This window comes from Pseudomonas sp. Bout1, assembly GCF_034314165.1.
GTDB lineage: Bacteria > Pseudomonadota > Gammaproteobacteria > Pseudomonadales > Pseudomonadaceae > Aquipseudomonas.
Window position 1 is genome coordinate 5,296,790 of the sequence record NZ_JAVIWK010000001.1, and the last position, 25,019, is coordinate 5,321,808.

Below are 25,019 nucleotides of genomic sequence, written 5' to 3' on the forward strand. Positions count from 1 at the left end.
GAAAAGTCCAGGCGGGGCGGGGGTTTGCGGTTTGAGTTGCGAAAATGGCGGCTTGAGGGGAGTCGAAAAAACGGCGGACTTATGCCGTTAACGGCAAGCGCGGGTATCAAGACCGACAAAGATCAACTGTAGGCGCTGGCTTGCCTGCGATGGCGGTGTATCAGCTACCACCTGTTTTGCTGACCCACCGCTATCGCAGGCAAGCCAGCTCCTACAGTTTTAACCGCGTTCGGCCTTGAGCACTTCGTAGTCGCGCAGCTTGTTGGCGATTGTGGTGTGGGATACGCCCAGCCGCTTGCCCAACAAACGGCTGCTGGGATGCTCCGCATAAAGCTGCTCCAGCACCGCCTTCTCGAAACGCCCGACAATCTCCTCCAGCCCGCCTTCCAGGGAGAAATCCCCCAGCGGCTGACGCACGCCATAATCCGGCAGGCGAATGTGCTCCGCCTTGACCGTGCCGCCCTCACACAGCGAAACCGCCTGGAACAGCACGTTCTCCAACTGCCGCACGTTCCCCGGCCAGTGGTAATGGCTGAGTCGATCCATCGCCGGCGGCGCCAGCTTGGGCAGCGGGCAGCCGATTTGCCGGCTGGCCTGGTCCAGAAAGTGCTCCACCAGCGGCGGTAAACCATCAAGGCATTCGCGCAGTGGCGGGATATGCAGCGAAAGCACGTTCAGGCGGTGATACAAATCCTGACGAAACTCGCCTCGCGCACACAGCTCCGACAGGTCTACCTGGGTCGCGCAAATCACGCGCACATCCAAATACACCTCTTCATCACTGCCTACCCGGCGAAAGCAACCGTCTTGCAGAAAGCGCAGCAACTTCACCTGCAACCGCGCGCTCATTTCCCCGACACCATCGAGAAACAGCGTACCGCCCGCCGTTAGCTCCAGCAGCCCCAACTTGCCCTCCGCACGCGCCCCTTCAAAGGCGCCGGGGCCATACCCAAACAACTCGGTCTCGGCCATGGACTCGGGCAAACCGGCGCAGTTAAGCGCCATCAACGGCGACTGGCCGCGTGGGCTGGCCAAATGGCAGGCACGGGCCAGCAGCTCTTTGCCGGTGCCGGTTTCGCCTTCTATTAATAGAGGCGCATCCAGCGGCGCCATGCGCCGTGCTTCACGCACCACGGCGGCCATGACCTTGGAGCTTTGGAAAATACTGTCGAAGCCGCGCAGCTCTTGCTTGCGCACATTGTAGATACGCTCACCGACCCGGTCGGCGCGGTGCAGGGTCAACACGGCGCCGGCCATGGCTTCACTGTCGTCGTGTTCAGAGGATTGCAGCGGCGCGATATCGGCGAGAAACACGTCACCCTTGACCTTGACCCGCAGGCCATTGATCCGCGATTTGCTGGCCCGCACCAGTTCCGGTAAGTCGAAGTCTTCGGCGTAGCGCGACAACGGAATGCCTGGCACCTCATCCACGCGTACACCCAGCAACTGCGCCGCCGCGCGATTGGCTGCGACGATGGAGCCGCCCATGTCGATGGACAGCACCGGAAACTCCAGCGCCCCCAGCAGTGCATTGAGCTCCATGTGCCGACGTTCGCTGGGCATCAGCCCTACCCGCTTCACCCCAAATACCCCGGCAATCGCTTCGAACTGCGGGCGCAGTGCCTGAAACTGCAGGTTCACCAGGTTCGGGCAATACAAGTAGATGGCATTGCCATGCTCGCCGCCGACCTCGCCCTTGGCGACGTTCACGCCGTACTCCACCAACAGGTTAAGGATGTCCCGCAGGATGCCGATGCGGTTCTGGCAATGGACTTTGATACGCATGAGAGGGCCCGAAGAGGTGGAGGCGCTGCGTCTTTTTGCCGCTGGGCGCAGATAATCGTCAAGATTATGTGACAGCTGTGAGGCGATTCACACCCAAAATACGCCATATGCAGAACGAATCGCCTCATGCGTAACGAAAACTTTACGAAAACCAGTAACTTTTCCTACGGTACTGTGGCAACCGAGGATGGCTTCCTGGGCCAGGCGGCGTATCAATAGGCTCATCCAGGACATAACAAGAACGAATGCCTAGCAGGAGAGCAGTATGAAGCAGACGCAGTACGTGGCCCGCGAGCCCGACGCGAACGGTTTTATCGACTACCCGCCAGAAGAACACGCGGTGTGGAACACCCTGATCACGCGCCAGCTGAAAGTCATCGAGGGCCGCGCCTGCCAGGAATACCTGGACGGCATCGACAAGCTCGGCCTGCCTCACGAGCGCATTCCGCAACTGGCCGAAGTCAACAAGGTGCTGGCCGAGACCACCGGCTGGCAAGTTGCCCGGGTACCGGCGCTGATCCCCTTCCAGACCTTTTTCGAATTGCTCGCCAACAAACAGTTTCCGGTGGCGACGTTTATTCGTACCCGTGAAGAGCTGGATTACCTGCAGGAACCGGACATTTTTCACGAGATCTTCGGCCATTGCCCACTGTTGACCAACCCCTGGTTCGCGCAATTCACCCACACCTACGGCAAACTCGGCCTGGCTGCCACCAAGGAACAGCGTGTGTACCTGGCGCGCCTGTACTGGATGACCATCGAGTTCGGCCTGGTGGACACGCCTGAAGGCCGGCGTATCTACGGGGGCGGCATTCTGTCGTCGCCCAAAGAGACGGTGTACAGCCTCTCCGGCGCGCCCGAGCACCAAGCCTTCGACCCGCTCGAAGCCATGCGCACGCCGTATCGCATCGACATCCTGCAACCCGTGTACTTCGCCCTGCCCAACCTCAAGCGCCTGTTCGAAGTGGCGCAGGAAGACATCATGGGCATGGTCGAACGCGGCATGCAGCTGGGGCTGCACGCACCGAAGTTCCCACCCAAGCCAAAAGCTGCTTGAGCTGCGACTTTCAGGGCCAGGTGAGTCTGTTCCCCGGCCGCGCGTTGCTTTAGGGTGACGCCACTGACGACCGTTTTCCAAACACTCGATTTCAGGAATACCCACATGACCACGTTGAACCAAGCCCACTGCGAAGCCTGCCGCGCCGACGCCCCGCAAGTCAGCGACGAAGAGTTGCCGGTACTGATCAAGCAGATCCCCGACTGGAACATCGAAGTACGCGACGGCGTGATGCAGCTGGAAAAGGTCTTCCTGTTCAAGAATTTCAAATTCGCCCTGGCGTTCACCAATGCGGTGGGCGTGATTGCCGAGGCCGAAGGCCACCACCCGGGCCTGCTCACCGAATGGGGCAAAGTCACCGTGACCTGGTGGAGCCACTCCATCAAGGGCCTGCACCGCAACGACTTCATCATGGCCGCGCGCACCGACGAAGTGGCGAAGGATGCCGAGGGCCGCAAGTAATGCATTTCGACGCGATCGGCCGGGTGCCCGGGGACCCGATCCTCGGGCTGATGGAGCTGTATGCCCAGGACACCAACCCGAACAAGTTCGACCTCGGCGTGGGCGTGTACAAGGACGACCAGGGCCTGACGCCGATCCCGCACTCAGTGAAGCTGGCGGAGCAGCGCCTGGTGGAGCAACAGACCACCAAGACCTACATCGGCGGCCACGGCAATGCTGCATTTGGCACGCTGATCTCTGAGCTGGTACTGGGCGCCGGTTCACCGCTGCTGAACGAACGCCGTGCCGGTGCCACCCAAACGCCAGGCGGCACCGGCGCGCTGCGCTTGAGTGCCGACTTTATCGCCCACAGCCTGCCCGGCCGTGGCGTCTGGCTGAGTAACCCGACCTGGCCGATCCACGAAACCATCTTCGCCAAGGCTGGCCTCAAGGTCAGCCATTACCCGTATGTGGGCAGCGACAATCGCCTGGATGTGGCGGCGATGCTGGCCACGCTGTCCGAGGTGCCCAAGGGCGACGTGGTGCTGCTGCATGCCTGCTGCCATAACCCGACGGGCTTTGACTTGTCCCAGGCTGACTGGCGCCAGGTGCTGAAAATCGTCCAGGAGCGCGAGCTGCTGCCGCTGATCGACTTTGCCTACCAGGGTTTTGGCGACGGCCTGGAGCAGGATGCGTGGGCGGTACGGCTGTTTGCAGCTGAACTGCCCGAGGTGCTGATCACCAGCTCTTGCTCGAAGAATTTCGGCCTGTACAGCGACCGTGTGGGCGCGCTGATTGTGTGCGCGACGAACGCCGAGAAGCTTGCAGATGTGCGCAGCCAACTGGCATTTATTGCACGTAATTTGTGGTCGACCCCGCCGGATCATGGTGCTGCTGTGGTGGCGACCATTCTCGGTGACGCAGGGCTGAAAAAGCAGTGGGCCGAGGAAGTTGAAGCGATGCGGGCGCGGATTGCGCAACTGCGTTCCGGGCTGGTGGAGGCGTTGGCGCCCCATGGGTTGTCGGCGCGGTTTGCACACATCGCGGCGCAACGCGGGATGTTTTCCTATACCGGGTTGAGTGCGGACCAGGTGAAGCAACTGCGGGACAAGCACAGCGTGTATATGGTCAATTCCGGGCGTGCGAACGTGGCGGGGATTGATGCGACGCGGTTGACGTTGTTGGCAGAAGCGATCGCAGATGTTTCCCACACCTGACTGAACAAACCGGATCCAAGTGTGGGAGCTGGCTTGCCTGCGATGCAGACGACTCGGTCTATCTATAAAACCGAGTCGATGCTATCGCAGGCAAGCCAGCTCCCACATTGGGACCGAGCCAGTCTTTAGCCCGCGACCATTTCAGCCTTTAGTTGCGCCTCTTTCGCCTGGGCATCCGCCAATCGATACAGCTCGATATGCCCGTCCCAGTGCTCGATCAGCGCTGTGCACGACTCCACCCAATCCCCGCAATTGAGGTAGTCCACCTCGCCCACCTTGCGAATCTCCGCATGATGGATATGCCCACACACCACGCCATGCAGCTCGCGCTTGGTCACTTCGTGGGCGATCGCTTCTTCAAAATCACTGATAAAGCTGACGGCCGTCTTGACCTTGTGCTTGAGGTACGCCGACAGCGACCAATAGCCATAGCCATACCGCGCCCGCCAGTGGTTCAGCCAGCGGTTCAGCGTGAGGGTGAACTCATAGGCCGAATCACCGAGGAACGCCAGCCAGCGGTGATAGCGGGTGATCACGTCGAATTGGTCGCCATGGATCACCAGCAAATGCCGGCCATCGGCAGTCACGTGCACGGCCTCGTCAACCAGCTGGATATTGCCGAGGATCAGCTTCGAATAGCGCCGCAGGAACTCGTCATGGTTGCCGGTGACATAGATCACCTCGGTGCCACGCTTGCTCATGGTCAGCAGGCGGCGGATCACGTTGGTGTGGGCCTGGGGCCAATACATGCCGCTGCGCAGTTTCCAGCCGTCGATGATGTCGCCCACCAGGTAGACCTTGTCGGCGTGGTAGCCCTTGAGAAATTGCGAGAGGTGTTCGGCCTGGCAGTCCCGCGTGCCCAAATGCACATCGGAAATCCACAGGGTACGCACGCGTTGCTTGCGGCTGGGTTTGGCGAGTTCGGCGCTGGTCATGGGCATGCCTCACGGTGTTTTCGCGAGCTTGCGCCCATGGGATTAATAGCCCATGACAGTGTGGCGTCAGTCTGATGACAGCGCCCAAGCCTTACGAAGCGATGTAAACTGCGGGCCTGCCCAGGAGACTGCGATGAGACCCAACCTCACGCTACGCCACTACGTCGAAGAACCCATCGCCCACAGCCACGACCACGCGCAGCTGGTGTTTGGCCTGTCCGGGCATCTGGACTTCGAGGTGGACGGCCGTGGCAGCCAGGTGCAGCACAGCAGCGTGATGGTGCTGCCCTACGCCGCTCATCATGCGTGCATCAGCCGCGATGGCAGCCGCTGCCTGGTGCTGGACGTGCCCGATGAGCACTGGTTGGCGCAGTCCCTGGGCGAGCATGCCGACGCCAGCCGCCGCTTGCTCGACCAACCCGCACACCTGCTCCTGGACAATCGCCAAAGCCAACTGGTGCAGTGGCTGGCGAGCAGCCCGGTGGATGACCCGCTGATCGCCCAACAAGGCGCGGTATTACTGCTGGCCAGCCTCAACCTTGCACAACCGCTGGCGGGCAAGCGCCTGCCGTATGCCGCGTTCAATGCACATATCCAGCGGCACGCCGCGCACCCGCTGCAAGTGGCGGACCTGGCGAAGATCGCCGACCTGTCCGTGGCCCGCCTGCATGCCCGGTTTGTCGCGGAGTGCGGGCAAACACCGATGGACTACATCCGCACCCGGCGCTTGCAGATGGCGCGCGGCCTGTTGCGCGACAGCCAGTTGCCCATCGGCGAGGTCGCCGCGCGAGTTGGCTACGGTTCGCAAAGTGCATTTGCTGCGGCGATGCTGCGCGAGTTTGGCCTCTCGCCCCGAGCCTTCAGACAAGCACCGTGCAATGTAGGAGCTGGCTTGCCTGCGATAGCATCACCGCGCGCCATCTGAACGACCGAGTTGCCTGCATCGCAGGCAAGCCAGCTCCCACAGGGAGCTTCACCAGGCAAGAGCCCTGCGACAAAACTAGCGAGCCCAACGACAGACGCAAACGCCTGCAACCCTCTAGACTGCGATCCTGTAAACCCGTTGTTCAAGGATCGCAATGACTCCCCGCACAGCCCTCGGCGCCCTGCATATTGGCGCATTGATGTTTGGCCTCACTGGCGTATTCGGCAAGCTGGCGGCCGCCTCGCCGGCAATTATCGTGTTCGGCCGCGCTGCGTTCGCCGTGATTGCCCTGGCGATCTTTGCGCGCTTTGCCAGCAACACCGCCTGGCACAAGCTGCAAGCCCGCGACTGGCGCCGCCTGCTGGTCAGCGGCCTGCTGCTGGCCGGGCATTGGGTGAGTTTCTTTATTGCGGTAAAGGTCGCCGGTGTGGCTATCGCCACCCTGGGCTTCACCACCTTCCCGGCGTTTACGGTGATCCTTGAGGGCCTGATTTTCCGCGAGCGGATTCGCGCCAATGAGATCCTGCTGGTGGTGCTGGTGAGCATCGGCCTGGTGCTGGTCACGCCGGACTTCAACCTCGCGAGCCAAGCCACCAGTGGCCTGTTATGGGCCGTCGGATCCGGCTTGTTGTTCTCGCTGCTGTCACTGAACAACCGCGCCAGCGGGCGCATTCCGCCGGTGCAAGCCGCCTTGTGCCAGAACGTGGTGGTTGCGCTGTGCCTGTTGCCGGTCGCGGCGCCCGGGCTGGCCGAGGTGCGTGCGCTGGACTGGCTGTGGATCGGCCTGCTCGGGGTGTTCTGCACAGGCCTGGCCCACAGCCTGTTTGTCGCCAGCCTCGCGGTACTCAAGGCGCGCACCGCAGCGGTGGTATTCGCCATGGAGCCGGTGTACGGCATCACCGTGGCCTGGCTGCTGTTTGCAGAAACACCCACGTTGCGCATGCTGATGGGCGGCGCGCTGATCATCGTCGCCATCGTGGTGTCCGGGCTGATGGGCAGCGCCAAGCCGGCCAAGCAGCCGGCCGCCACGGCCGACGCTCACTGAGTACGGTCGTTATGCCCCAGGTCCCGTTGCGGGTCGATCTGGTCGCGCACCCGCTGCTTGAGCACTTTGGCTTCCGGGAAGCCACCGTCGGCCTTGCGCTCCCAGATTTGCACGCCGTCGCAGGTGATGCGAAACGCACCGCCGGTGGCCGGTTCCAGGGCCACTTTACCGAGGTCATCGGCAAACGTGCTCAACAGCTCCTGAGCCAGCCACGCGGCGCGCAGCAGCCACTGACACTGTGTGCAATAGGTGATGACAATCTCGGGTTTGGCCACAGACATGAATTGACGGACTCCTGTTTGGCGAGTTGAAAGGATCGAGTGGCTATAATACCGGCCTTTATCGTCCTGCCTTGAGATTGATGATGCGCCGCCTGTTGTCCTGCCTGTTGCTGTGCCTGTTCCCCGTTCTCGTCCAAGCCGTCGAAAACCCACGCCCGAAGATCGGCCTGGTGCTCTCCGGTGGCGCCGCCCGAGGCCTGGCGCACATCGGCGTGCTCAAGGCCCTGGAAGAACAAGGCATCCACATCGATGCGATTGCCGGCACCAGCATGGGCGCGGTGATTGGCGGGCTGTACGCCTCGGGCTACAAGATCGACGAGCTGGAAAAACTCGCGTTGAGCATCGACTGGAAGCTTGCCCTGTCCGATGCGCCGCCACGGGAAGACGTGCCGTTCCGGCGCAAGCAGGATGACCGGGATTTCCTGGTCAAACAGAAACTCAGCTTCCGTGACGACGGCAGCCTTGGCCTGCCACTGGGGGTGATCCAGGGCCAGAACCTGGCCCTGTTGCTGGAAAGCATGTTCGCCCACAGCAGCAACACCCGGGATTTCGACAAACTGCCGATCCCCTTCCGCGCCGTGGCCACCGACATCACCAGCGGCGAGAAAGTGGTGTTCCGCAAAGGCCATTTGCCGCAGGTGATCCGCGCCAGTATGTCGATCCCGGCGGTATTTGCCCCGGTGGAGCTGGATGGCCGGCTGCTGGTGGACGGCGGCATGACCGATAACATCCCGCTGGATGTGGCGCGAGAAATGGGCGTCGACATCGCCATCGTCGTCGACATCGGCACGCCGCTGCGCACACGCAAGCAACTCAACACCGTGGTGGACGTGCTCAACCAGTCCATCACCCTGATGACCCGGCGCAACTCCGAAGAACAACTCAAGGCCCTGGCGCCACGCGACGTGCTGATCCAGCCGTCGCTGGCCGCGTTTGGCGTGACAGACTTCGGCCGTGCCAAAGACATGATCGACGCCGGCTACCGCGCTACCCGCGCCCTCGACGTGCGCCTGGCGCACCTGCGCCCGCCCGAGCCGGTGGACCCAACACTGATGGCCGCCCGCACGCCCGGCGAGCGCAACCCGGTGATCACCGCGATCAAGGTGGAGAATGACTCCAAGGTCGGCGACGAGGTGATCCGCTACTACATCCGCCAGAACCTCGGCGAGCCCCTGGACCTGGCCCGCCTGCAAACCGACATGGGCACGCTCTATGGCCTGGATTACTTCGAGCAGGTGCAATACCGCGTGGTGAAAAAGGGCAAAGACAACACCCTGGTCATCAGCGCCCGGGGCAAACGCAGCGGCACCGACTACCTGCGCCTGGGCCTCAACCTGTCGGATGACATGCGCGGCGACAGCGCCTTCAACCTCGGCGCCAGCTACCGCATGAACGGCATCAATCGCCTCGGCGCCGAATGGCTGACGCGGGTGCAGATCGGGGACCGGCAGGAGCTGTACAGCGAGTTCTACCAGCCGATGGACACCGGCTCGCGCTACTTCGTCGCGCCCTATATCAGTGCCCAGGCGCAGAACGTTGAACTGATTGAAGACAACAACCCGATCTCCGAGTACCGCCTGGAACGCTACGGCTTCGGGCTAAACGTGGGCCGGCAGATCGGCAACAGCGGCGAGATTCGTTTCGGCGTCGGCGAAGCCTGGGGCAAGGCAGATGTACGCATTGGTGACCGGGATTCGCCGAGCATCAACTTCAGCGAAGGCTTTTATGAGCTGAAGTACTCCTTCGACTCGTTCGACAATGTTTACTTCCCGCACACCGGTGAAGACATTGGGCTGGCCTTGCGGGAATTCGAACCGGGGCTGGGCTCTGACCAGCGCTATCGCCAGTGGGAGTTCAAGCTGGACAAGGCCATGAGCAGCGGGCCGGACACGCTGATTCTCGGCGGGCGTTATGGGCGCACCCTGGATAAGTCCGACGTGGTGATTTCCAGCTTCCTGCTGGGGGGCGCGCGGCAGTTATCGGGCTTCCGTGAGGATGCGATTGCCGGGCAGAACATCAGCCTGATGCGCGCGGTTTACTATCGACGGCTGACGCCGCGGTCTTATTTGCCGCTGGAGTTCCCGCTGTACCTGGGCGCGTCACTGGAACGTGGACGGGCGTGGAACAACGACAATGAGTACGACAGCGGGTATATCAACGCGGCCAGTATTTTCCTAGGGTTTGATACACCACTGGGGCCGTTGAATTTCAGTTATGGGTTTAACGATGACAATCAGCAGGCGGTGTACCTGAACCTGGGGCAAACGTTCTAAGCACACCACAACCCCATGTGGGAACGGGCTTGCTGTGGTGAGCGGGCTTGCTGTGGTGAGCGGGCTTGCCCCGCGCTGGGCTGCGAAGCAGCCCCATCAACCTGCGGTGAACCCGACGGGGGACAAGCCCCCTCACCACAGCAAGCCCGCTCCCACACGTTTTATCTCCGGCGCATCGGAAATCAGGACTTCTCGAGGTTTGCGAGGATGTGCTCATGAACCCGCATGCACACCCCCAGATCCTCTTCTTCAACACCCACAAACAGCTCATGGCGCAAGGCCGTGGCGATGGTTTCAATCTGTTCGATCAACGGCTTCGCGGTGTCGCACAGCACGATGCGCTTGGCGCGGCGATCTTCCACCACGGCCTGGCGTTGCACCAAACCCTGGCCTTCCAGGCTGTCGAGCAACCGCGCCAACGTGGGCCCTTCTACCCCGACGCTTTGCGCCAGCTCACGCTGGGTCGGCGGCTCGGTAAAACGCGCCAGATGCAGCAGCACCAGCCAGCGTGCCTGGGACAAACCCAGGCCTGCCAGGCGACGATCCAGCTCGGCACGCCAACCTCGGGACATCTGTGCCAACTGCATGCCAAAACGGTGTTGATCGGTTAACGGCATAAAAAACTCATGGGTTAGACTGAAAATAAAGTGTGGCTAATTATTAGCCAGCTAATCATGACCCATGCCAGTAGGCAAGACCTGGTATGTACTGTTTCGTTACATTGGCCTAACTGCGGCATCAAATCTCGAATTCGGACTGCAACGCGGCCCTCACACAGTACAAAACGCCCTCGGGGACACGGCCGGTAAACAGCGGCGAAATCTCGGAAACAGGTGGCAACTCGCCTTCTCCATCGAGGAAGGCATCCTGGATTTCACCGAGCAAATCCTCCGGCAAATCAAGCGCCTGCTCCAACGACAGCTGCTGCTTGCCGATGGACTCGGCGAGCAGTGTGTAGACGTTCTTTTCCGAGCACTGCAACTGCCCGGCGATCTGGATCGGCGTCATGCCGGCCCGGGCCAGGCTGATCAGCTCGTGGCGGATGTCGGCGACCTCTTTCGGTGCCTCGACCTGGCCACCGAGCACTTCGAGGAATGCCTGGCCATAACGCTCCAGCTTGCGCGCGCCGACACCGCTGACCCTGGCCATTTCGCCCAGGGTGGTGGGGTGCTCGCGGAGCATCTCCAGCAAAGTTGAGTCAGGGAAAATGACGTAAGGCGGCACGCTGTGTTCCTGTGCGAGCTTTTTGCGCAGCGCGCGCAAGGCTTCCCACTGTTCGCGCTCTTCGAAGCGCACCAGTTGGCTGGCCTGGCTGGTGCTGCTCTTGGCGGTGGTTTGCGGCTTAAGGTCGCGGCGCAGCTCCAGGCTGACTTCGCCCTTGAGCAGCGGCCGGCAACTGTCGTTCAGGCGCAGGCCGCCATAGCCTTCGAGGTCGATGTCTACCAGGCCACGGGCGACCATTTGCCGGAACAGCGAGCGCCACTCGCCTTCAGCGCGGTCCTTGCCCACACCATAGACCGAGAGTTTTTGGTGGCCGAAGCTGCGGATCTTTTCGTTGTCCTTGCCCAGCAGCACATCTACCAGATGGCCCACGCCATAGCGCTGGCCGGTGCGGTAGATCGCCGACAAGGCCTGGCGTGCCGGCTCGGTGGCATCCCAGGTCTGCACGCCGTCGACGCAGCTGTCGCAGTGGCCGCAGGGCTGGGGCATGTCTTCGTCGAAGTACGCGAGCAAGGTCTGGCGACGGCAGCGGGTTTCTTCGCACAGCGACAGCATGGCGTCGAGCTTGTGCTGTTCCAGGCGCTTGTGCCGCTCGTCACCTTCGGAGTTTTGCAGCATCTGCTTGAGCATCACCACGTCTTGCAGGCCATAGACCATCCAGGCATCCGCGGGCAGGCCGTCACGGCCGGCACGTCCGGTTTCCTGGTAGTACGCCTCGAGGGATTTTGGCAGGTCCATGTGGGCCACGAAGCGCACGTTGGATTTGTCGATGCCCATGCCGAACGCGATGGTAGCGACCATGATCAGGCCTTCCTCGTTGAGGAAGCGCTTCTGATGGTGAGACCGCGTTTCATTGGGCAGGCCGGCGTGGTACGGCAGCGCCGGGTAACCTTGCTCACTGAGGAATGCGGCGACTTCGTCGACCTTCTTGCGCGACAGGCAATAGACGATGCCGGCGTCGCTGCGCCGGTCGGAGAGGAACGCCAGCAACTGCTTGCGCGGCTGTTCCTTGGGCACGATGCGGTAAAAAATATTGGGGCGGTCGAAGCTGGAGAGAAAACGCTCGGCGTTTTGCAGGTGCAGGCGCTCGACGATTTCTTCGCGGGTGCGTTTGTCGGCGGTGGCCGTCAGGGCAATGCGCGGGACGTTGGGAAACAGTTCGGCCAGTTGGCCCAGTTGCAGGTATTCGCGGCGGAAATCGTGGCCCCACTGGGACACACAGTGGGCTTCGTCGATGGCGAACAGGGCGATTTCCAGGCTCTGCAGGAACGCCAGCATGCGCGGTTGCACCAGGCGCTCGGGGGCGAGGTAAAGCATCTTCACTTCGCCGCGCTTGATGCGGGCGGCGAGGTCACGCTGCTGTTCGGCGCTGAGGGTGGAGTTCAGAGCCGCGGCAGCCACGCCGAGCTCTTCGAGGGTAGCCACCTGATCGTCCATCAAGGCGATCAACGGTGACACCACCACCGCCAGCCCTTCACGCAAAAGTGCCGGCACCTGGAAACACAGCGACTTGCCGCCGCCGGTAGGCATCAACACCAGGGCGTCACCGCCATTGGCCACGCGCTCAATGATCGCACCCTGGCGGCCACGAAAACTGTCGTAGCCGAAGATGTCCTTGAGGACGCGTTGAGCCTGCTCGAGCATGAAAAACTCCAAATATCGCCGAAATCCCTCTGTACAGGCTGGTCGAAAAAGCGCGCTTGAGTGGAAATTAATCCGTAAGCGAACTTTTCCCGCGACGGGCGCCTGGCCTGTAGGGGCATCACAAAACGCGGCAGTATACCCGAGCGTCACCCGGCAAAGGGTGCCGTTGAGGATATAGCCGGGACGGGAGATGCTGAGGTTGCATTGCGCCAGATAGACCCATTTGATCCCTTCGCGAGCAAGCCCGCGCCCACAGAATCTGTGCTGCGGCTGGCCTGGGCGCTCAAGAAAGCCTAGAATTGCCCATCGTTTATTCCCAAGGTAGCCCGTCAATGTCCTTCGCTGAGCAACTAACCCGCCTGCAAGCCTTCCTCGATGCCGATGAGCTGCACGACGAGGCGCTGGACTACGTGGCCGCCCACGGCTATCTGACCGCGCTGTCGATCTGCTCTGACGTCGTGCCCGACCGTGAATGGATCGACGCCCTCTTCTCCGAAGAGCCTCACTACAGTGATGCCGCCCAGCGCGAAGAAATCGAATCCACCCTGCTGGCCCTCAAGGCTCACATTGGCCGCCAACTGGCTTCCGATGAAGAGTTCGAACTGCCTTGCGACCTGGACCTGGGCGAAGACCCGGACGACTCCGAACTGCGCGGCTGGTGCATCGGCTTCATGGAAGGCGTGTTCCTGCGTGAAGAGGCCTGGTTCGAAACGGCTGAAGAAGAAGTCAGCGAAATGCTGCTGCCGATCATGGTCGGTTCGGGGCTGTTCGACGAACAACCTGAATTCTCCGACATCGCCTCCGACGCCAACCTGATGGACGACATGATCGTGCAGATCCCGGAAGCGCTGACCGCCCTGTACCTGCTGTGCAACGCACCTGACGAAAAGCCGGCGATCCTCAAGCCTCGCCACCACTAAGACCGTTGCCCGTGGCGCCCATGGGCAACCGCTCTGTGATCACGCGTTACGTTCTGCTGGCCATCGGCTGGTTGAGCGTGGCGCTCGGGGTGATCGGCATTTTCCTGCCGGTGCTGCCCACCACGCCCTTCCTTCTGCTGGCTGCCGCCTGCTTTGCCCGTAGCTCCCCGCGCTTCTACCAATGGCTGGTGGAACACCCGCGCCTGGGGCCGTGGATCCGTGACTATCTGGATGGCAACGGGATTCCGCTCAAGGGCAAGGTGTATGCCATTGGGTTGATGTGGGTGAGTATCGGGTTTTCCTGCTACCTGGTGCCGCTGATTTGGGCGCGCGGGTTCATGCTGACCAGTGCGGTGTTGGTGACGGTGTATATTTTGCGGCAGAAGACATTGGCCAAGCGTTGAAGCACGCTCAAGACGAGCAATGACCTGTGACCAGGGAGCTTGCTGTGGCGAGCGGGCTTGCTGTGGCGAGGGAGCTTGCTGTGGCGAGGGAGCTTGCTCCCGCTGGAGTGCGCAGCGCTCCCGCTTTTTTGGGGCCGCTGCGCAGCCCAGCGGGAGCAAGCTCCCTCGCCACAAAAGCCACTCACCAGACAGTCTTGCCAGAGGGTGTTTAGCGCATCGGCGGCAAGCCATACGCCGCCAGATCAAAATCCGCCAACTTGCGAATAATCTGGTCGGCATGGTGATACTTGCTGTCCGCCATCGCCTCATCCGGCACGGCAATCGCGGTCATGTGCGCAGCTTTGGCCGCGGTCACGCCAAACGGCGAATCCTCAAACACCAGGCAGTCTTGCGGCGCCACACCCAAACGGCGCGCCGCCGTGAGGAAGATATCCGGAGCAGGCTTTGCCGCCCCTACTTCCGGGTCATCTGCCGTGACGATGGTGTCGAACAACCCAAACCACTCACGGTGCAACGTGGTCTTGTGGCCAAACGAGTTGCGCGACGAACTGGTGCCTACGGCAATCGGAATGTTATGCGCCTTCAAGTGCCGCACCAGCGCTTCAGCGCCCGGCATACCCAGGGCCTTGGGGAAACGCTCGCTCATCAGCGGCTCGCGGATCACCAAAAATTCTGCGGGGGTAATCGGCAGGTCCAGCGCCTTGACCACGTAGTCGGCCAGGTCCTGGGCGCCACGCCCAATGATGTGCTGCTTGATCCCCCAGTCATAGGTGCGGCCGTAGCGTTCGGCGATGATCTGCGTGACTTCGGTGTAGATGCCTTCTGTATCCAGCAACAACCCGTCCATATCGAAAATAACAGCCTTGATCGGGACAGCGGTACGCGGTGCATTCATCACTACAGATCCGTGGGCAAAAGGACTAAAAGGATTCAGCACAATAACGGCCCGCCTACGCTGCAAGCAACCGTTAAAGGCCGGTGTTGATAATTACTCTCAATTGACTTAACGTCGCGGCGCTTCCAGGCTCTGATCTCCTTTTGAGTTTCGCTGTGACTGACAATGCCGCCAGGCTGCAACTCTACCTCGACCACCGCCCCGCACTGATCAACTACGCCAAGGTTGTGGTGGGCGAGCGTGCGCGCGCCGAAGACGTGGTGCAGGACGCGTTTTTGCGCTTCTGCGCCAGCGGCGATGACGCCGTGGAACAACCGGTGGCGTACCTGTACCGCATCGTGCGCAACCTGGCACTGGACGCAGTGCGCCGCCAGGCCACGGAAAAACGCCAGCAGCAAATGCCGCCCCAGTGGATGCGCCCGGGCGGGGAACTGTCGCCAGAGCAGCGGGTGGTCCACGGGGATGACGCCAGTCGTATCGCGGCCGCCCTGGCGGGTTTGCCCGAGCAAATGCGCGTGGCCGTGGAGATGCATCGCCTGGGCGGCTTCACGTTGCAGCAAACCGCCGATCATCTCAATATCTCGCTTTCTACCGCCCATCGCCTGGTCAAGGACGCCATCGTTCACCTGGCCTCCAGTGTCGCCACTCACATCGAGCACAGTAAGGAACGCCCATATGCATGACGCTCACCTGCCTCGGTACGTCTCGGCACAGAGCCTGGAAGACGCCGGCCAGTGGCTGCTGGACCTGCAAACCCATCCCGAACGCTTCGAAGATTTCGACCGCTGGCTGCACAGTGACGATGAGCATTTCGAGGCCTGGGCCCGGGTCAATCGCGTGTGGGACACCGTGGGCAAGCAACCGGCCACGACGAAACGCCACTGGCCGCGACGCACGCGCCTGCCTCTTCTCGCCGCCGCGTGTGTCAGCGCAATGGCCGTGTGCGCGGCCCTGGTATTGAGCCCGGGCTGGCGCGCCGACTACAGCACCAGCACCGCACAAACCCGGGAAGTCATCCTCAGCGATGGCAGCCGCTTGACCCTGGCGCCGCAAAGCGCGGTCAACGTGAGCTTCAACGACCGTCAGCGCGAGGTCATGCTGGTGCAGGGCGAGGTGTTTTTCGAGGTAGTCCACGACGCCAGGAAGCCCTTTGAAGTACGCAGCGAAGACGCTGTGATCCGCGTACTCGGCACCGCCTTCGACGTCGCCCGCCGCAGCAGTGGCCTCAGTGTGGAAGTTCGCGACGGCACCGTAGGCGTCAATGGCCAGTACCGCTTGGCTGCCGGGCAACGCGTGTGGATCGACCGCCAAAGCGGCCTCGGCACGCAGTCCGCGGTAACACCAACCGAAGTTGCCGGATGGGTCAACGGCTCACAGTTCTTTGAAAACGCCAGCGTGGCGCAGGTGGTGGAGCAACTGGACCGCTATCAACCCGGCTGGATCGTGATCCAGGATCCGGCCCTGGCAAACAAACGCGTCACCGGACTCTACGACATGCGCGACACCCAGCGAGCCTTGCAAGCGCTGGTCGCGCCGATCGGTGGCGAAGTGCGCCAGTACTCCGCATTGCTCACGGTGATTGGCAGCAAAAAACCCACTGCTGAAAAATAATTGCAGTGGCGCTGAAAAAAACGCCCGAGGTGTACGTCTTTGTAGCTCCTTGTATTGCGAATGACTCGCAATACCAAACACCAAGGCGATGAACCATGGGTTACCGATCACCTGCCGCACTGGCAATCTTGTGCGTAGCCATCAACAGCGCGATATTTCAGCCAACCCAGGCAGTGGCGGCAGAGCCTGCGATGGCGCCCGGTGATCAGGCCACCCGTTTCTTTGACATTCCCGCCCAACCGCTGACGACTGCGCTGGGCGCTTTCGCACGCCAGGCCAACCTGCAACTGGGGCTGGAAGCCGGGCTGGTGGACGGCCTGCAAGCCCAGGCATTGCGTGGCAACTTCACCCAGGAGCAAGCCCTGCAACGGCTGCTGGGCGAGGCGCAGGTCAGCTGGAAAATCGACGGCCAGCGCAGCCTGATCCTCAGCCGTCGCAGCCAGGCCACCGCAGCTCCAGGCGACCTCGACGAATCGGAAATGCTCGGCCCCGTCACCATCAAGGGCGGCGAGACCAGTCGTTTGATCGGCGACGCAGCGCAGGTCTACACCAAGGCCGGCTCCAGCGTGTACATCTCCGGCGAAACCATCAACCGCTTTCGCGGCTCCTCCCCCGCCGACATCCTCAAGGGCGTGCCCGGCGTGCAAACCGGTGACAGTCGCAACGGTGGCGCCCTCGACGTCAATATCCGTGGCATCCAGGGCCAAAGCCGGGTGCCGGTGACCGTCGACGGCAGCCAGCAGGCAATTGATGCCTACCGGGGCTACAGCGGCATGCAGCAACGCAGCTACATCGACCCGGACCTGATCAGCTCCATTACCGTCGACAAGGGCCCAAGCATGGGTGCCGACGCAGCCGGTGCGATTGGCGGCATGGTCAAGATGAAAACCCTGCAACCCAAAGACATTCTCAAGGACGGCGAAACTTACGGCTTACGCCTCAAGGGCGACATCTCGAGTAACAGCGTCGAGCGACCCACCGAATACAAATCCACGCCCCACCATGGCAGTAACGGGCTGACCGATCCTGACTCGCATTCCGGCAGCGTCGCGTTCGCCAGCACCAGTGACGTCGTGGATTTTGTTGCCGCCTATTCCCAACGTGCGAACGGCAACTACTACGCTGGCAAAAAGGGCTTCAAGGGCTATCAAGTGTTTCAGCAGGTGCGCCGGTACGACCCAAAAACCCGCAAGTACATTTATGTCACCCAGGAAGCCAACAGCGCGGCCAAGTTCTTCAAGCCAGACAGCGAAGTGTTCAACACCTCCAGCGACACCGAATCGGTGCTGCTGAAGACCATCATCAAGCCATCCCCAGACCAGGCGCTGGAACTGACCTACCGCTACACCGATGGCGAATATGGCGAGGTGATGCCCTCGCAGGTGATCCGCAACACCTCCGGCAGCGTACCGCAATGGCAGCCCGGCACCATGCGCATCAACGCCTACACCGCGCGTTATACCTTCAAGCCCGAAGACAACCCGTTGATTGATTTCAGTGCCAACGCCTGGACCACCAAGGCCCAAAGCGAAGCGTTCAACGGCCTGGTCACGGTGACTCCGCTGTATGGCCATGACGATGACGCCGACCCGCTCGGTGAAACCTACCAGGACGCTTTGCGTAACCGCACCAAAGACAAGCGCTGGGGCGTGGACCTGAACAACACCTCGCGCTTCGACACCCGGGCGGGCAAGTTAGCCTGGTCCTATGGCGGCTCCTACCAGGAAGAAAACCTCGGCCCCGATGACAACTCACCGGTGTTGCAATCGGACCTGGAAAAAAACCGCTTCATCCGCAGCGGCGAGCGCCAGGAAGGCAGCCTGGTGAGCTCCCTGGAATGGAAACCGGTCACGGCCCTGACCATCACCGCCGGTGGCCGCTACAGCGAATTCAGCAGCAAGGACCACAACCGCAAGGCCAAGGCGGCCACCTTCGATGCGGACCGCAACCCCACCAGCTACACCTATGCCGCCCCTATCGAACGGGACGATCATGCCTTTGCGCCGTCATTCGGGGCCAAGCTGAACGTCACCGACAACAGCTTCATCTACCTCAACTACAACCAGGGCGTGCGCATGCCGAGCCTGTTCGAGTCCACCCTGGGCTTGTTCACCGCTGCCGTGCCTGGCGACCACCTCAAGCCCGAGCGCAGCAAAAACTGGGAGTTCGGCGCCAGCACCCTGAAAAACGGCCTGCTGGTGGAAGGCGATACCGCCGCCGCCAAACTCGCCTACTTCAACAACAAGATCGAAAACTACATCACCCGTGACTACACCGACATCTTTGCCGGCAACCTGCAGAACGTCGACAGCTTCACGGTCAAGGGCATCGAGGTGCAAACCAGCTACGACATGGGCCGGGTATTCACCGACGTCTCCGCCACCTACTACCTGAACGCCAAGACCTGCGCCCCGGACATCGCGAAAAAGCTTCGCGAAGAGGATGACCCCAACACCCCCAACTGCGTCGACGGCGGCTTCCCGGGCTCCTACACCAACACCCAGAACCCACCCAAATATTCGATCAACACCACCCTGGGCAGCCGCTGGTTCGACAATAGTCTGGTGCTGGGCGGGCGCATGGTCTACAACAGCGCGCCCACCGCCAAGCTCAACAAACCCTGGAACGACGGCATCACCACCAACCAGATGTACTACCGCAAATCCGCGATCTTCGACCTGTTCGCCAGCTATGAAATTGTCAAAGGCACCCAACTGGATTTCTCGGTACAAAACCTCACCAACGTGTACTACCTCGACCCACTGGCACAGAGCTTTATGCCCGCACCGGGGCGAACATTGCGTACGGGGCTGACGGTAAAGTTCTGACATGACCCACGACTACCTGAACCCGCCCCGCAAAACGTTGTGGAGCGTGGCAACACTGATCACCCTGGGCAGCTACGCGGGCATCACCGCGTGGCTGCTTTACTCGCCCACGGTGTCGGTGGCCGAGGCCGCGCCGGCAGCCATGATCATCGAACTGGCCGCCGCGCCCGTGGCGCAAGCCGTGGAGGATGACCTGCAAGTCGCGCCGGACAAAGTGGTGCAGAAACAGCTGAATACGCCGTCGGAAAAACCGCCGAAAGAAGTGGTGAAAAAGGTCATACCGGCAAAGAAACCGAGCCCGGCCAAGCAGGCCACATCGCCTCTCAAGGACACGGCCCAAGGCAGCTATTCATCGGCGCCGGAACACGCTCGGGATTTTGAAGCAGCGCCAGAGAAACACGAGGAACAACCGGCGCCGTCGGCCACTACCGCCCCACCCAAGCTCGATGCGCAAACCGCTGACACCACGGCGGCAAACCAGTCGTCTCGTGGCAATGCCGACCCGGCGCTGAAGCTGCAATGGGAAGCGCAATTGCTGGCGCATCTGGAGCGATTCAAACGTTACCCGCAAAACGCGCGTGACCGTGGCGACCGGGGCGTGGCGTATCTGCGGTTTGAAATTGACAGCAACGGGAAAGTGTTGAGCACGAGCGTGGTTCGCTCGGCAGGTTTTGCCGAGCTGGACGCCGCGACGCTGGACATGATCAGCCGGGCCTCCCCGGTACCGCGCCCGCCGGAGGGCAGCAAGCTGCGGTTTACAGTGCCGGTGGTGTTTGCCAAATAAGTCGTCATGCAACGCAACAGTTTTAAAAGCTGCGGTTTGAAGCAGCGGTCTAGGGTTTGTAGAGACACGTAACCTGCAGCTCATCCGCTGGTTAAAATACCTCTTGCAAGACTTATAAAAGACTTATTAATCTCTGATGAACTCAATCCTTTGGACCCGTAAAGCAGTGAAGCAGTTATTACGCTTGCATTCACACCATCAAAGGCAAGTTCGCGATGCAGTGTCTGCTCTCGAATACATGCCTGATGTCGCCAACGTCAAAGCGCTGGTGAACTACAGCAAGGGTTATCGATTGCGCGCAGGCAACTATCGAGTACTTTTCGACTGGGACGGGAAAATCCATGTGATCAGCATTCAAGAGGTAAAGAAACGTGACGAACGTACCTACTGACATACAAATCATTAACGACCTCGAGGGGAACCCTGCCTTTGTGGTGATCCCTTATGAGCAATACTTGGCTCAACAGAACCACCAAGATCTCATTCCACATGCGGTCGTCAGCCGTATCGTAGAGGGTGCCACGCCCATCCGGGCCTGGCGCGAGCACCTCAACCTGACACAAGAGGAAGTAGCCAAACGCCTTGGCATTTCCCAACCGGCGTATGCCCAGCAGGAGGCGGTCAACAAACCTCGTAGGGCGACACGGGAAAAGATTGCAAAGGCATTCGGCATCAACGCAGATCAGTTGGAACTATAAGGCTTACTCAGGAAAATCCGCCCCCTCAGTTACTTCAGCCCACGCATCAAAATCCGCACTCAACGCCTTCACCTTGGTCCGCGCAAAGGTCAACGCAGCCTTGCCCAACAACAGGCGCAATGGCGGCTGCTCCGCCTCCACGGCCTTGACGATGGCAATCGCCGCGCGCACCGGGTCACCCGGCTGCTTGCCGCTGTAGTTGCGGACCATGTTGGCCCGGGCCACCGCCGTTTCCTTGTAGTCGGCAATCCCGTGAGCCGCCTCGTTGGCCGAACGCCCGGCCCAGTCGGTGCGGAACGGACCCGGCTCGACCAGCAATACCTTGATGCCCAACGGCGCGACTTCCTGGGACAGCGCCTCGGAAAGGCCCTCCACCGCAAACTTGGTCGCATTGTAGAAACTCAACGACGGGAATGCCGCCACGCCACCCACCGAGGAGATGTTCACGATGCTGCCGGAGCGCCGAGCACGCATGCCGGGCAAGGCCGCACGGGTCATGGCGCTCAGGCCCCATACGTTGATTTCGAACATGTTGCGCACATCATCCAGATCGCTTTCTTCGAAGGAGCCGAAGTAGCCAACGCCGGCGTTGTTGACCAGTACGTCGATATGGCCGAAACGCGCTTCAGCCGCTTTGACAGCCGCCTCGACCTGGGCCTGGTCGGTAACGTCCAGCGTCAGGACCAGGGCGTTGTCTTCGTGACCGGCGACGATGTCCTGCACCTGTTGCGGATTACGCGCGGTCACCACGGTCGGGTAGCCAAGGCTCAGGGTGTGCAACGCCAACTGGCGGCCGAAACCGGTGGAGCAGCCCGTGATGAACCAGACGGGTTTTGCGGTGGAAGTCGTCATAAAGGGCCAATCCTCGTGTGTGTAGGAAAAGTATGCGCGCCGCCGTTCTTGCTAAAAAGATGCATAATCCGCAAGCCCCTTTCGGAAATACCACACAATGGACACGCCCGATTTCCAGCAATTACGCCTGTTTTTGCAGGTCGCCCGCTCGAAAAGCTTTACCCAGGCGGCCGACGCCAGCAGCCTCTCGGTGTCAACGGTGAGCCATCGCGTGCGCGCCCTGGAGAAACAGCTGGGCGTGCAACTGCTCAACCGCACCACCCGCAGCGTCAGCGTGACCGAGGCCGGCGAGCAGTTGATCGAGAAGATCGCGCCGCTGTTGGAAGAACTGCAAACCAGCCTGCACAGCGTAGCAGCGGCCACGGTCGACGCCTCGGGCACCTTGCGCCTGAACATTCCCTCCACCGCCAGCCGAATGGTCCTGCAACCGTTGCTCCAGCGTTTCCTGCGCAAATACCCGGGCATCAACCTGGAAGTGGCCGTGGACAACAGCCTGGTGGACATCGTCGCCCAGGGTTTTGACGCGGGCATCCGCTACGACCACGTGCTGGCCGAAGACATGGTGGTGGTGCCGGTGGCGACGCAGTTGCGCTTCGTCATCGTCGCCACGCCGGAGTATTTGAAGGGGCGCAAACTGCCCACCCATCCCCACGATTTGCTGGAGCATGAGTGCGTCAACTACCGCAGTGCGCAGACCGGCTCGCTGCACCGCTGGGACTTTGAAAAAGCCGGCAAACAGATGCGGGTGACGGTAAAGGGCCGCCTGGCAACCAATGACATTGAGTTGATGGTACGAGCCGCACTGGACGGGTTCGGCTTTGCCTATGTGGCGCGCTCCAGCGTCGAGCAGTACCTGCAACGCGGTGAGTTGGTGGAGGTACTGGACGACTGGATTGCCCACAGCGCGCTGTATTTGTATTACTTCAACCGTACGAACACGCCGAAGAAACTACGGGTGTTTATCGAGTTCCTGAAAGAAGAATTCGGGACCTGATCCCTTCAAAAAGCGAACCCCATCATGCTCTACCGTTTCGCCGCCGACGGCCTGGTGCTGTTTCATTTGACGTTTATTCTGTTCGTGCTGTTTGGCGGTTTGCTCGCCCTCAAATGGCGGCCGGTGATGTGGCTGCATCTGCCTGCTGCCGCCTGGGGCGTCGCCGTTGAAGTGTTCCACCTGCCCTGCCCGCTGACGCGTTGGGAAAATCTGTTTCGCCATTTGGCCGGGCAGGATGGTTATGGCGGTGGTTTTATCGAGCATTACATCCTGGCTCTGATTTACCCGGCCGGGCTGACGCCGCAGATTCAGTTGGCGCTGGGCGCGCTGGTGCTGCTGATCAACATCGCGGTGTATGTGCGGTTGATCAAGCGCCGCTAGGCTTGCGTGGTGCGCGTATCTGCCAGCGAAGTGATCGGCGTTAAAGTGCTGCCGCAGATCATCACCCGCCTGCGCCGGCAGCATCCGCACCTCAAGGTCGAACTGGTGCCGAATAACCGCCTGCTCGATCTGCTGCAACTGGAAGCCGACATCGCCGTGCGAATGGTCCGACCCAGCCAGGAACAACTGCTGGCAAAGCGTATCGGCGTGATCGAAGTCGGCCTGCACGCATTTGCACTGCAAATGGACACCTGGATCACCATGCACGAAGACCTGCGCAACAGCCCACGCTGCCGCGTCACCTTTGATGCCCTGGTGGCCGGTTTGCAGCATTACGTACAGGATTGAGACAGCTTCGCTGGTGAAGAATCAGAGTCCCTCAATCCCTTCATAGACGCCCCCATGTCCGAAGCCTTCGAAGTCCCCAGCCCCCACGAAAAACACGTCGAACACACCACCGAACATGCCCACGGCCGCGGGGACAATTTCGCCAGCCGCATCGCCGTAATGACCGCCATCATGGCCACCGTCGGCGCCATGCTCAGCTATCAGGCAGGCTCTACTGAAAGCGAAGCGGCGATGGACAAAAACAACGCCGCCATCTTCAAGACCGAAGCTGCCAACCAGTGGAACTACTACCAGGCCAAATCCAGCCGGCAGAACCTCGCGGAACTGGCCACGCATATCCCAGGCGTCGACGCCAAGCACTACACCGACGAGATCGAGCGTTATAAAACCCAGAAGGAAGACGTGCGCAAACAGGCCGAAAAGCTCGAAGCCACATCGAAAGAATGGGATGAACAGTCAGAGCAGGCGCTGCACCAACATCACCGCTGGGCGCAGGCGATGACCGCGATTCAGATCGCGATTTCGTTGGCGGCGATTACGTTGCTGACAAGGAAGGAGTGGTTGAAACGCATGGCGTATACCGCCGGTGGTGTGAGTGTGGTGTTGGGCGGGATGGCGTGGTTGCATATTTGAGAGCTGGATTTTCATCGCCCTTCGAAAGCATGGTGAAGCCAAAAAAGGTTTGGATTGATGTAAGTTGGGTTGAGCCAGGCAGAGGTGGTAACGGTATATACGCCGCTGTGGGAGCCTTCGCAGCCAATACAAAGCGCAAGTTTATCGGTGACCCGGACGGGCTATCGGACATAGCAACGCGCCGCAGAACCGATGCAATGCTTTCATCCGCCCTCAAACACAAAACAACCGACCATGTCCGACGCCATCTGCGGCAAATTGACGGTGATGAACAACTGGGCATTCCGTCGCTGAACTGGGTTGACGGTGACACGCTTGGCAATATCCAGCGTATGACCAAAACGACCTATGAATCCCTGACCTTCTACGTGCCGGAGGTACGAAATGCCTATTACGACTTCGCAAACAAAACCTTCCGAGACACTGCGGGCCGACAGCTTCTGGATGGAAATCTGGCAAAGTGGAGCTTTGAGCATCCAGGAAGCCGAAAGGCGGGCGCAGGGCTCGCGACGCTTAAAAGAGGCCTACGCGTCGGTACCCTTCTACGCGAAGAAGGCAGCTCAAGACTCTCAATTCTGGAGCAAATTTTACGCGAGCCGCGTGAATTCGTAGAAAAAGGCAATCTTGCGGGAATCTTCTACTGACCATCTGGTACCCCCTCCTCCTAGACTCACTCATATTCACCAGACCCCTCGCGTCAGAAAACATCGGCATATTCCGGCATATCCGCTTGGGGTCCTACATCCACTCGCTATATAGTAAAACGCATAACGCCTGACACTATACAGCCGAGGAAAAGCCGGTGACCGCACAATCATCCAAGGAAGCTGTGGGCGTCGCCTACAGC

25 protein-coding genes and 1 pseudogene are annotated in these 25,019 nt (G+C 60.8%); 19 read left to right on the top strand and 7 right to left on the bottom strand.

What is annotated here, in order from left to right; translation table 11 throughout:
* Positions 1–219: 219 nt before the first annotated feature.
* Positions 220–1,785 (bottom strand): sigma-54-dependent transcriptional regulator, encoded by a 1,566-nt coding sequence (locus tag RGV33_RS24400; RefSeq protein ID WP_322146684.1) that lies wholly within the window; start codon positions 1,783–1,785, stop codon positions 220–222.
* Between the two features lie 265 nt (positions 1,786–2,050).
* On the opposite strand from RGV33_RS24400, the gene phhA reads away from it, so the two are divergent.
* From phhA to RGV33_RS24415, 3 genes are all read left to right on the top strand, one after another.
* Positions 2,051–2,842: a phenylalanine 4-monooxygenase gene (gene phhA, locus RGV33_RS24405; protein WP_322146686.1), complete on the top strand. Its 792-nt coding sequence runs from the start codon at positions 2,051–2,053 to the stop codon at positions 2,840–2,842.
* A 105-nt stretch (positions 2,843–2,947) separates the two neighbouring features.
* Positions 2,948–3,304, top strand: a complete 357-nt coding sequence (locus RGV33_RS24410) for a 4a-hydroxytetrahydrobiopterin dehydratase (RefSeq protein ID WP_088426331.1) — start codon at positions 2,948–2,950, stop codon at positions 3,302–3,304.
* On the top strand, positions 3,304–4,500 hold the full coding sequence (locus RGV33_RS24415) for an amino acid aminotransferase (RefSeq protein WP_322146688.1): 1,197 nt from the start codon (positions 3,304–3,306) through the stop codon (positions 4,498–4,500). The genes RGV33_RS24410 and RGV33_RS24415 overlap by 1 nt, the downstream gene beginning before the upstream one ends.
* A gap of 125 nt (positions 4,501–4,625) precedes the next feature.
* Here RGV33_RS24415 and RGV33_RS24420 read toward each other — a convergent pair whose 3' ends face one another.
* Entirely contained in the window at positions 4,626–5,435 is an 810-nt protein-coding gene (locus RGV33_RS24420; protein ID WP_322146690.1) for a UDP-2,3-diacylglucosamine diphosphatase, read from the bottom strand.
* A gap of 133 nt (positions 5,436–5,568) precedes the next feature.
* Here RGV33_RS24420 and RGV33_RS24425 point away from each other — a divergent pair, with 133 nt between their 5' ends.
* Complete coding sequence (locus RGV33_RS24425) at positions 5,569–6,360, top strand: AraC family transcriptional regulator (RefSeq protein ID WP_322146692.1); 792 nt, start codon at positions 5,569–5,571, stop codon at positions 6,358–6,360.
* Between the two features lie 154 nt (positions 6,361–6,514).
* Entirely contained in the window at positions 6,515–7,405 is an 891-nt protein-coding gene (locus tag RGV33_RS24430; RefSeq protein ID WP_322146694.1) for a DMT family transporter, read from the top strand.
* Here RGV33_RS24430 and RGV33_RS24435 read toward each other — a convergent pair.
* On the bottom strand, positions 7,399–7,686 hold the full coding sequence (locus RGV33_RS24435) for a SelT/SelW/SelH family protein (RefSeq protein WP_167663663.1): 288 nt from the start codon (positions 7,684–7,686) through the stop codon (positions 7,399–7,401). The two genes, RGV33_RS24430 and RGV33_RS24435, sit on opposite strands and share 7 nt — an antisense overlap.
* Positions 7,687–7,769: 83 nt before the next feature.
* Between RGV33_RS24435 and RGV33_RS24440 the strand changes: the two genes are divergently transcribed.
* On the top strand, positions 7,770–9,959 hold the full coding sequence (locus tag RGV33_RS24440; protein ID WP_322146696.1) for a patatin-like phospholipase family protein: 2,190 nt from the start codon (positions 7,770–7,772) through the stop codon (positions 9,957–9,959).
* Between the two features lie 182 nt (positions 9,960–10,141).
* Here RGV33_RS24440 and RGV33_RS24445 read toward each other — a convergent pair whose 3' ends face one another.
* A complete protein-coding gene (locus tag RGV33_RS24445; RefSeq protein WP_322146699.1) occupies positions 10,142–10,576 on the bottom strand; it encodes a MarR family transcriptional regulator in 435 nt (144 codons plus the stop codon).
* A gap of 121 nt (positions 10,577–10,697) precedes the next feature.
* Positions 10,698–12,824, bottom strand: a complete 2,127-nt coding sequence (gene recQ, locus RGV33_RS24450; protein WP_322146701.1) for a DNA helicase RecQ — start codon at positions 12,822–12,824, stop codon at positions 10,698–10,700.
* 332 nt (positions 12,825–13,156) lie between these two features.
* Here recQ and RGV33_RS24455 point away from each other — a divergent pair, with 332 nt between their 5' ends.
* Both RGV33_RS24455 and RGV33_RS24460 read left to right on the top strand, forming a co-directional pair.
* On the top strand, positions 13,157–13,744 hold the full coding sequence (locus RGV33_RS24455; protein ID WP_017477430.1) for a YecA family protein: 588 nt from the start codon (positions 13,157–13,159) through the stop codon (positions 13,742–13,744).
* Positions 13,745–13,764: 20 nt separating this feature from the next.
* A complete protein-coding gene (locus RGV33_RS24460) occupies positions 13,765–14,148 on the top strand; it encodes a YbaN family protein (protein ID WP_017477429.1) in 384 nt (127 codons plus the stop codon).
* Positions 14,149–14,356: 208 nt separating this feature from the next.
* Here RGV33_RS24460 and RGV33_RS24465 read toward each other — a convergent pair whose 3' ends face one another.
* The gene (locus RGV33_RS24465; protein ID WP_322146703.1) at positions 14,357–15,043 is read right to left on the bottom strand and encodes an HAD-IA family hydrolase; all 687 of its coding nucleotides are present in this window, start codon (positions 15,041–15,043) and stop codon (positions 14,357–14,359) included.
* A gap of 155 nt (positions 15,044–15,198) precedes the next feature.
* Between RGV33_RS24465 and RGV33_RS24470 the strand changes: the two genes are divergently transcribed.
* The 6 genes from RGV33_RS24470 to RGV33_RS24495 all read left to right on the top strand — a co-directional run bounded on the left by RGV33_RS24470 (position 15,199) and on the right by RGV33_RS24495 (position 20,964).
* Positions 15,199–15,726 (top strand): sigma-70 family RNA polymerase sigma factor, encoded by a 528-nt coding sequence (locus tag RGV33_RS24470; RefSeq protein WP_322146705.1) that lies wholly within the window; start codon positions 15,199–15,201, stop codon positions 15,724–15,726.
* Positions 15,719–16,654 (top strand): FecR family protein, encoded by a 936-nt coding sequence (locus tag RGV33_RS24475; protein ID WP_322146707.1) that lies wholly within the window; start codon positions 15,719–15,721, stop codon positions 16,652–16,654. Before RGV33_RS24470 ends, RGV33_RS24475 begins: the two co-directional genes overlap by 8 nt.
* A 95-nt stretch (positions 16,655–16,749) precedes the next feature.
* Positions 16,750–19,482, top strand: coding sequence for a TonB-dependent receptor (locus tag RGV33_RS24480; protein WP_322146708.1), 2,733 nt, complete (start codon positions 16,750–16,752; stop codon positions 19,480–19,482).
* 1 nt (position 19,483) lies between these two features.
* Positions 19,484–20,266, top strand: a complete 783-nt coding sequence (locus tag RGV33_RS24485) for an energy transducer TonB (RefSeq protein ID WP_322146710.1) — start codon at positions 19,484–19,486, stop codon at positions 20,264–20,266.
* A 136-nt stretch (positions 20,267–20,402) separates the two neighbouring features.
* Positions 20,403–20,657 carry a type II toxin-antitoxin system RelE/ParE family toxin gene (locus RGV33_RS24490; RefSeq protein WP_322146712.1) on the top strand — a complete coding sequence of 85 codons (255 nt, stop codon included), beginning with the start codon at positions 20,403–20,405 and terminating at the stop codon, positions 20,655–20,657.
* Positions 20,638–20,964 (top strand): helix-turn-helix domain-containing protein, encoded by a 327-nt coding sequence (locus RGV33_RS24495; protein WP_177043006.1) that lies wholly within the window; start codon positions 20,638–20,640, stop codon positions 20,962–20,964. The genes RGV33_RS24490 and RGV33_RS24495 overlap by 20 nt, the downstream gene beginning before the upstream one ends.
* Before the next feature lie 3 nt (positions 20,965–20,967).
* Here RGV33_RS24495 and RGV33_RS24500 read toward each other — a convergent pair whose 3' ends face one another.
* Positions 20,968–21,816 (bottom strand): oxidoreductase, encoded by an 849-nt coding sequence (locus RGV33_RS24500; protein WP_322146714.1) that lies wholly within the window; start codon positions 21,814–21,816, stop codon positions 20,968–20,970.
* Positions 21,817–21,913: 97 nt separating this feature from the next.
* Between RGV33_RS24500 and RGV33_RS24505 the strand changes: the two genes are divergently transcribed.
* From RGV33_RS24505 to RGV33_RS24525, 5 genes and pseudogenes are all read left to right on the top strand, one after another.
* Complete coding sequence (locus RGV33_RS24505; protein ID WP_322146716.1) at positions 21,914–22,810, top strand: LysR family transcriptional regulator; 897 nt, start codon at positions 21,914–21,916, stop codon at positions 22,808–22,810.
* A gap of 24 nt (positions 22,811–22,834) precedes the next feature.
* A complete protein-coding gene (locus RGV33_RS24510; protein WP_322146718.1) occupies positions 22,835–23,191 on the top strand; it encodes a DUF2784 domain-containing protein in 357 nt (118 codons plus the stop codon).
* A 6-nt stretch (positions 23,192–23,197) separates the two neighbouring features.
* A pseudogene (locus RGV33_RS24515) lies at positions 23,198–23,539 on the top strand (LysR substrate-binding domain-containing protein); the annotation flags it as partial.
* Between the two features lie 54 nt (positions 23,540–23,593).
* Complete coding sequence (locus RGV33_RS24520; protein WP_322146720.1) at positions 23,594–24,172, top strand: DUF4337 domain-containing protein; 579 nt, start codon at positions 23,594–23,596, stop codon at positions 24,170–24,172.
* A complete protein-coding gene (locus RGV33_RS24525; protein ID WP_322146722.1) occupies positions 24,157–24,816 on the top strand; it encodes a hypothetical protein in 660 nt (219 codons plus the stop codon). Before RGV33_RS24520 ends, RGV33_RS24525 begins: the two co-directional genes overlap by 16 nt.
* The last annotated feature ends 203 nt before the right edge of the window (positions 24,817–25,019 follow it).

What these genes read in the sequence shown, in the direction of transcription:
- RGV33_RS24400 (WP_322146684.1), bottom strand. Translation starts at nt 1,785, where the DNA reads ATGCGTATCAAAGTCCATTGCCAGAACCGCATCGGCATCCTGCGGGAC.
- phhA (WP_322146686.1), top strand. Translation starts at nt 2,051, where the DNA reads ATGAAGCAGACGCAGTACGTGGCCCGCGAGCCCGACGCGAACGGTTTT.
- RGV33_RS24410 (WP_088426331.1), top strand. Translation starts at nt 2,948, where the DNA reads ATGACCACGTTGAACCAAGCCCACTGCGAAGCCTGCCGCGCCGACGCC.
- RGV33_RS24415 (WP_322146688.1), top strand. Translation starts at nt 3,304, where the DNA reads ATGCATTTCGACGCGATCGGCCGGGTGCCCGGGGACCCGATCCTCGGG.
- RGV33_RS24420 (WP_322146690.1), bottom strand. Translation starts at nt 5,435, where the DNA reads ATGACCAGCGCCGAACTCGCCAAACCCAGCCGCAAGCAACGCGTGCGT.
- RGV33_RS24425 (WP_322146692.1), top strand. Translation starts at nt 5,569, where the DNA reads ATGAGACCCAACCTCACGCTACGCCACTACGTCGAAGAACCCATCGCC.
- RGV33_RS24430 (WP_322146694.1), top strand. Translation starts at nt 6,515, where the DNA reads ATGACTCCCCGCACAGCCCTCGGCGCCCTGCATATTGGCGCATTGATG.
- RGV33_RS24435 (WP_167663663.1), bottom strand. Translation starts at nt 7,686, where the DNA reads ATGTCTGTGGCCAAACCCGAGATTGTCATCACCTATTGCACACAGTGT.
- RGV33_RS24440 (WP_322146696.1), top strand. Translation starts at nt 7,770, where the DNA reads ATGCGCCGCCTGTTGTCCTGCCTGTTGCTGTGCCTGTTCCCCGTTCTC.
- RGV33_RS24445 (WP_322146699.1), bottom strand. Translation starts at nt 10,576, where the DNA reads ATGCCGTTAACCGATCAACACCGTTTTGGCATGCAGTTGGCACAGATG.
- recQ (WP_322146701.1), bottom strand. Translation starts at nt 12,824, where the DNA reads ATGCTCGAGCAGGCTCAACGCGTCCTCAAGGACATCTTCGGCTACGAC.
- RGV33_RS24455 (WP_017477430.1), top strand. Translation starts at nt 13,157, where the DNA reads ATGTCCTTCGCTGAGCAACTAACCCGCCTGCAAGCCTTCCTCGATGCC.
- RGV33_RS24460 (WP_017477429.1), top strand. Translation starts at nt 13,765, where the DNA reads ATGGGCAACCGCTCTGTGATCACGCGTTACGTTCTGCTGGCCATCGGC.
- RGV33_RS24465 (WP_322146703.1), bottom strand. Translation starts at nt 15,043, where the DNA reads ATGAATGCACCGCGTACCGCTGTCCCGATCAAGGCTGTTATTTTCGAT.
- RGV33_RS24475 (WP_322146707.1), top strand. Translation starts at nt 15,719, where the DNA reads ATGCATGACGCTCACCTGCCTCGGTACGTCTCGGCACAGAGCCTGGAA.
- RGV33_RS24480 (WP_322146708.1), top strand. Translation starts at nt 16,750, where the DNA reads ATGGGTTACCGATCACCTGCCGCACTGGCAATCTTGTGCGTAGCCATC.
- RGV33_RS24485 (WP_322146710.1), top strand. Translation starts at nt 19,484, where the DNA reads ATGACCCACGACTACCTGAACCCGCCCCGCAAAACGTTGTGGAGCGTG.
- RGV33_RS24490 (WP_322146712.1), top strand. Translation starts at nt 20,403, where the DNA reads ATGAACTCAATCCTTTGGACCCGTAAAGCAGTGAAGCAGTTATTACGC.
- RGV33_RS24500 (WP_322146714.1), bottom strand. Translation starts at nt 21,816, where the DNA reads ATGACGACTTCCACCGCAAAACCCGTCTGGTTCATCACGGGCTGCTCC.
- RGV33_RS24505 (WP_322146716.1), top strand. Translation starts at nt 21,914, where the DNA reads ATGGACACGCCCGATTTCCAGCAATTACGCCTGTTTTTGCAGGTCGCC.
- RGV33_RS24510 (WP_322146718.1), top strand. Translation starts at nt 22,835, where the DNA reads ATGCTCTACCGTTTCGCCGCCGACGGCCTGGTGCTGTTTCATTTGACG.
- RGV33_RS24520 (WP_322146720.1), top strand. Translation starts at nt 23,594, where the DNA reads ATGTCCGAAGCCTTCGAAGTCCCCAGCCCCCACGAAAAACACGTCGAA.